The organism is Streptosporangium nondiastaticum (assembly GCF_003011965.1).
Lineage (GTDB): Bacteria > Actinomycetota > Actinomycetes > Streptomycetales > Streptomycetaceae > Streptomyces > Streptomyces nondiastaticus.
This window is the reverse complement of sequence record NZ_PXWG01000234.1, coordinates 1-5,607: the sequence shown is the minus strand read 5'-3', so window position 1 is coordinate 5,607 and position 5,607 is coordinate 1. Positions and strand designations below refer to the sequence as shown.

The following is a 5,607-nucleotide window of genomic DNA, read 5'->3' as shown; positions in this document are numbered from 1 at the left end:
CCACCCCGCACCCCCTGCGCACCACGGTCACCGGCGCCACGACAACAACCCTCACCGCAAAGCCCGGCACCACCATCGCCGTAGTAGGCCCGAACGGCGCGGGCAAGACAACCCTGCTCCGCGCCCTGCTGGGCCTGACGGACCGCGCCACGACAACAACCCTGACGCTCGGCGACAAGGACGTGGCGGCAAGCCCCCCGCACCAGCGCCACATCTCCTGGGTCCCCCAGGACACCGCCCTCTTCCCCCACCTCACGGCCGTGGCCAACACCGCGTACGGCCTCCGCTCCCAGGGCGTCCCCAGGAAAGAAGCCCACCACCAGGCCCACCACTGGCTGACCCGCCTGGACGTGGGCGACCTGGCCCACCGCAAGCCCGGCAGCCTCAGCGGCGGCCAGGCCCAGCGCGTGGCCCTCGCCAGAGCCCTGGCGGCCCGCCCCCGCCTGCTCCTCCTGGACGAGCCCCTGGCCGCCCTGGACCAGTCGACCCGCTCCGCGGTCCGGCACACCCTCCGCACCCACCTGGCGGACTTCCCCGGCGTCTGCCTGATCGTCACGCACGACCCGGTGGAGGCGGTGTCCCTGGCGGACCACGTCCTCGTCCTGGAGGACGGCGCGACCGTCCAGTACGCGACGCCCGCCGAACTGACCCGGCACCCCCGCTCCCCCTGGGTGGCCCGCATGCTGGGCCGGAACGCGTGGCCGGGCAAGTCCACGGCAGAGGGAACCCTGCTCCTGGACGACGGCGCGAGCCTGGTCACGGCCGACGCCCGCCGCGAAGGCGACCCGCACGAGACGGCAGCCGGCCCGTACGAATACGAAGCGGCCGCAGGCCTGGCCGTGGTGGGCCCGGAAGCGGTCTCACTCCACACCGCACCGCCCACCGCAGGAAGCCCCCGCAACGTCTGGCAGGGCACGATCCGCGAGATCACCGCGCACGGCGGCCGTCTGCGGGTGCTCGTGTCGGGTGAGCCGGACGTCGTCGCGGAGATCACTCCGGCCGCCGCGGCGGAGCTGAAGCTGTCGGAGGGCACACCGGTGTGGGTGAGCGTCAAGGCCACGGAGATCACTTTCGTCCCCCTGTAGGGGGTTAACCACAAACTCCCCGAGTAACCCGTACGCCCCACCCCGCGCGCACCTCCACCGCCCCGCCCGGACGATGAACGAGTGATCAGATCCGCACGGGCAGGAGGCGTGCTGGCCGCCGCACTCCTGGCGGTCACGTCAACGGGATGCACCACGGGGAAGAGCAGCACGACGCAGAGCAGCACTGCGCAGGCACAGGCACAGAGCACCCGTACCGCCCCGCCCCAGAACGCGGATGCCGCCCGCCAAACGCTCTCCTGGAAGGCCTGCCCACCTCCCACCGCCGCGGAGGGCGGTTCCTCCGGCCGGGCCCCGGGCCCCGACTGGGAGTGCGCGACGCTCCACGCCCCGCTCGACTACGCGAAGCCCAGGAGCAACGCCAACAGCATCGACATCGCCCTGATCAGGGCGAAGGCCACGGACCAGGCCCACCGCATCGGCTCGCTCGTCTTCAACTTCGGTGGCCCGGGCGGCTCCGGCATCGCCACGCTCCCGGCCTTCGCCGACGACTACAAGAAGCTCCGCACCCGCTACGACCTGGTCAGTTTCGACCCGCGGGGCGTGGGCCGCAGCAGCGGCGTCACGTGCCTGGACGACCGGCAGCTCGACGCGTACTACGCCGCGGACGCCACCCCGTCCGGCCCGGCCGGGGAGAAGGCCCTGGTGGAGCGGGTGGCCGCCTACGCCGCCGGCTGCGAGCGCAATTCCGGCAAGGTCCTGCCCCACGTGGGCACGGAGAACGCGGCCCGCGACATGGACCTGATGCGCGAGGTCCTGGGCGACGCCAAGCTGCACTACTTCGGGGTGTCGTACGGGACGGAACTCGGCGGCGTCTACGCCCACTTGTTCCCGGACAAAGTCGGGCGCGCGCTTTTCGACGGCGTCGTGGACCCGGCCGCGGACCCCGTGCAGAGCGCCCTCGCCCAGGCCCAGGGCTTCGAGCTGGCCCTCACCAACTACATGGGGGCCTGCGCGAAGACGTCGGACAACTGCCCGACGGAGCCGCAGATCCGCGCCCTCCTGGAGCGCCTGGGCACCAAGCCGATCCCCGGCGCGGCGGGCCGCGACCTGACCCGCTCCCTCGCGACGGGCGGCATCGCGCAGTCCCTCTACTCGAAGGACTTCTGGGACTACCTGACCGAGGGCATCGAGGACGCCGAGAACGGCGACGGCCGGCTCCTGCTCTCCCTGGGCGACGCCATGAACGGCCGTGGCCAGGACGGCCACTACAGCACCCTCCAGTCCTCCCTCAACGCCATCACCTGCGCGGACTTCGCGCAGCGCTACACCGCGGCCGAGATCGAGCAGCGCGTGCCGGAGTTCCGCAAGGCGTCCTCCGTCTTCGGGGACTTCATGGCCTGGAGCCTCACGCAGTGCACGGGCTGGCCGGTGAAGGGCGCGTGGCAGACGCCCGACGTGAGCGCGAAGGGCTCGGCGCCGATCCTCGTCGTCGGCAACACCGGTGACCCCGCCACTCCTTACGGGGGAGCGAAGCACATGGCGCAGGAGCTCGGGCCGGGCGTCGCCGTCGAGCTGACCTACCGGGGCGAGGGGCACGGCGCTTACGACAGCGGCAATGCCTGTGTCAAGGGGGCAGTTGACGCCTACCTGCTGGACGGTACGGTGCCGGAACCAGACAAGATCTGCTCATAGCACACATAGCACATATCACCGGTGACGGGCACGAGACGCGATCAACTGGGTCGAATGTCAGTGGCTCGCACTACGATCGCCCGCACAGCAGTTCCGCGGACGTGAACGGAGTTCGGGGGGACGAAGTGCCGCACAGCACACCACGCAAGACGTCACACACGACACCAGACACCACACCACTCACCACAACATCACCCACCACCGGCGAGCCGCCCGACCACCGCAGGGCCAGGGCCCTCACCGGCGCCCTGGCCATCGCCGCCCTGGTGGCCGCCCTCGTCGCGCTCTGGCAGACGCAGTCCACCCCGCTCGGCGGGCGCGCGTACTGCTGGGGCGCCTGGCCCGAGGACGAGGCCCCGTTCCGCCGCGGCGACCGCGACCGCATCGCCGACGAGGCTCCGCCCGGCCCCGGCCGCCTCACCGGCCGGTGCTCGCTCCGCTGGCACGGGGGCCGGGGCTCCGGCGCGTACGAGCAGCGGCTCGACCTCCACCTGGGCTCGGGCCCGCGGGAGGAGAGTGAACGGCGTTCGTGGCTGGGCGAGTTATTCGGGGGCGGAGACACCCCGCTTCCCGACGGCTTACCGGGCTTCACCGCGGCCTCCGGCACGGGCGCCCTCGTGCTCCCGGAGAGCTGCGACGTGGACGGCCGCCCGTCAGTGGTGACGCTCAAGAGCACCAAGGCCCTCCCACCCGCCACGACGGGCGAGTTACTGGTCGAGGCGGCCAACAGGGCCACGCAGACAACGAGTTGCACCACACTCCCTCCACTTCGCCTGAGCCACCGGCCGTCACCCTCCACCGCCGACCACGAGAGCTGCGCCATCGCAGGCCTGCCCGAGGCACACGGCACCGGCACCGGCTCCCCCGAGAACAGCGACTTCCACAGCTGCGCCATAACGGGCACAGCCGCAGCCGCCGGCCCCGCCTCCTGGGCAGCCCGCTTCACCGCCACCGCCAGGCCCCGTCTGGTCGCCCTGTTCGACGGCCTCACCGGCGACCGCCCTCCCGCCCCCGGCTGGCGGGCGCACGGCAGCATCGACGCGTCCGGCGCCCTGGTCAGGGCGGACTGCGGGGGCAGGCCCACCGTCTTCGCCATGCGCAGCGGCCCGGCCCGCACCCACACCCGGCTGGACGACCCGCGCGAGGCCTTCCCGCTCTACGTGGACGCGGTGGCCGCTCATATGGGTTGTGCGCCCCTGCGCGCCGGGTGACGCCTCCGCGCGGCGGCGACTCCGCCGCGTTCACCTCCGTACAGTCGGGGGAATGAGCTCCTCTCGGCCTCGGGCCACCACCGCCCTCCTCGGCGCCGGCATCGCGCTCGTGACGGCCCTCGCCGCTTCCGGCTGCGGCGACTCGGGCCCCCCGGACTCCGGGGACGCCAAGAGCAGCAGGAGCAGCGACCAGGACAGCGGCACCGCCACGGCCGCCCCGCTGCGCTGGACGGCCTGTCCCCCGCCCAGCGTCGCTCAGGGCACCTCCCTCGACGGCAAGGCGCCCGGCAAGGACTGGGAGTGCGCGAAGCTCCCCGTCCCCCTCGACTACGCGAAGCCGGGCGGCGAGCAGATCGAGCTCGCCCTGATCCGCGCGAAGGCGCGGGACAAGGACAAGCGCCTCGGCTCGCTCGTCTTCAACTTCGGCGGGCCCGGCGGCTCCGGCGTGGCCACCCTGCCGGGCCTGGCCACCAGCTACGACAAGCTGCGCGACCGCTACGACCTGGTCAGCTTCGACCCGCGGGGCGTGGGCGACAGCGCGACCGTGCGCTGCCTGGGCGACAAGGAGACCGACGCCGCCAACCAGATCGACGGCACCCCGGACGACGCGGAGGAGGAGCGGGCCGCCCTCGCGGCCAACAAGGCGTACGTGGACGCCTGCGCCAAGAACTCCGCGAAGGTCCTGCCCCACGTCGACACGCTGAGCGCCGCCCGCGACATGGACCGGCTGCGGGCCGCCCTGGGCGACGCCAAGCTCAACTACTTCGGCATCTCCTACGGCACCGAGCTGGGCGGCGTCTACGCCCATCTCTTCCCCGGGAAGGTGGGCCGCGCGGTGCTCGACGCCGTGGTGGACCCCACACAGGACCCCGCCGAGGGCAACCTCGGCCAGACCAAGGGCTTCCAGCTCGCCCTGAGCGACTACCTCAAGGACTGCGCCGCCTCCGCCCAGGCGGCCGCCTGCCCGACCCAGGACCGGGTCGTCTCCCTGCTCAAGAAGCTCGACGGGCAGCCCCTGCCGACCCGCCAGGGCCGCAAGCTGACCCAGGACGAGGCCGTCAACGGCATCGCGTCCGCGCTGTACTCCAAGGACACCTGGAAGTACCTGACGCAGGGCCTGCAGGAGGCCATGAACAAGGGCACGGGCGACACCCTGCTGGTGCTCTACGACCTCCTGAGCGGGCGCGGCCCCGACGGCCGCTACAGCAACCTCCAGCCGGCCAACCGGGCGATCTCCTGCGCCGATTCCCAGCAGCGCTACACCGCCGACGACGTGAAGCGCCTGCTGCCCGAGTTCCGGGCCGCGTCCCCGGTCTTCGGGGAGGCCGCCGCCTGGTCGCTCCTCAGCTGCACGGGATGGCCCGTCGAGGGCAAGTGGAAGACGATCGACGTCAGCGCGGAGGGCTCGGCGCCCATCGTCGTCATCGGCAACACGGGGGACCCGGCGACGCCCTACGCGGGCGCGCACCGGATGGCCGAGGGCCTCGGCAAGGGCGTCGCCGCGGAGGTCACGTACAAGGGCGAGGGGCACGGGGCGTACAACAGCGGCAACGCGTGCATGGTCCGCACCGTCGACGCGTACCTCCTGGACGGCAAGGTCCCGGCGCAGGGCACGACCTGCTCGTAAAGCTGTGAGGGGGCGATCCGCTGCCGCGGAT

Annotated in this window: 4 protein-coding genes; all 4 read left to right on the top strand. The window is 72.6% G+C overall.

Features of this window, described 5'->3' with window-relative positions:
• Positions 1-1,085, top strand: a 1,085-nt coding sequence (locus B7P34_RS34775) for an ABC transporter ATP-binding protein (RefSeq protein ID WP_146167018.1), incomplete at its 5' end; no start/stop codon positions are given.
• 81 nt (positions 1,086-1,166) lie between these two features.
• Complete coding sequence (locus B7P34_RS34770; RefSeq protein ID WP_106682134.1) at positions 1,167-2,738, top strand: alpha/beta hydrolase; 1,572 nt, start codon at positions 1,167-1,169, stop codon at positions 2,736-2,738.
• 101 nt (positions 2,739-2,839) lie between these two features.
• Positions 2,840-3,949, top strand: a complete 1,110-nt coding sequence (locus tag B7P34_RS34765; protein ID WP_146167017.1) for a hypothetical protein — start codon at positions 2,840-2,842, stop codon at positions 3,947-3,949.
• A gap of 52 nt (positions 3,950-4,001) precedes the next feature.
• On the top strand, positions 4,002-5,576 hold the full coding sequence (locus B7P34_RS34760; protein ID WP_106682132.1) for an alpha/beta hydrolase: 1,575 nt from the start codon (positions 4,002-4,004) through the stop codon (positions 5,574-5,576).
• The last annotated feature ends 31 nt before the right edge of the window (positions 5,577-5,607 follow it).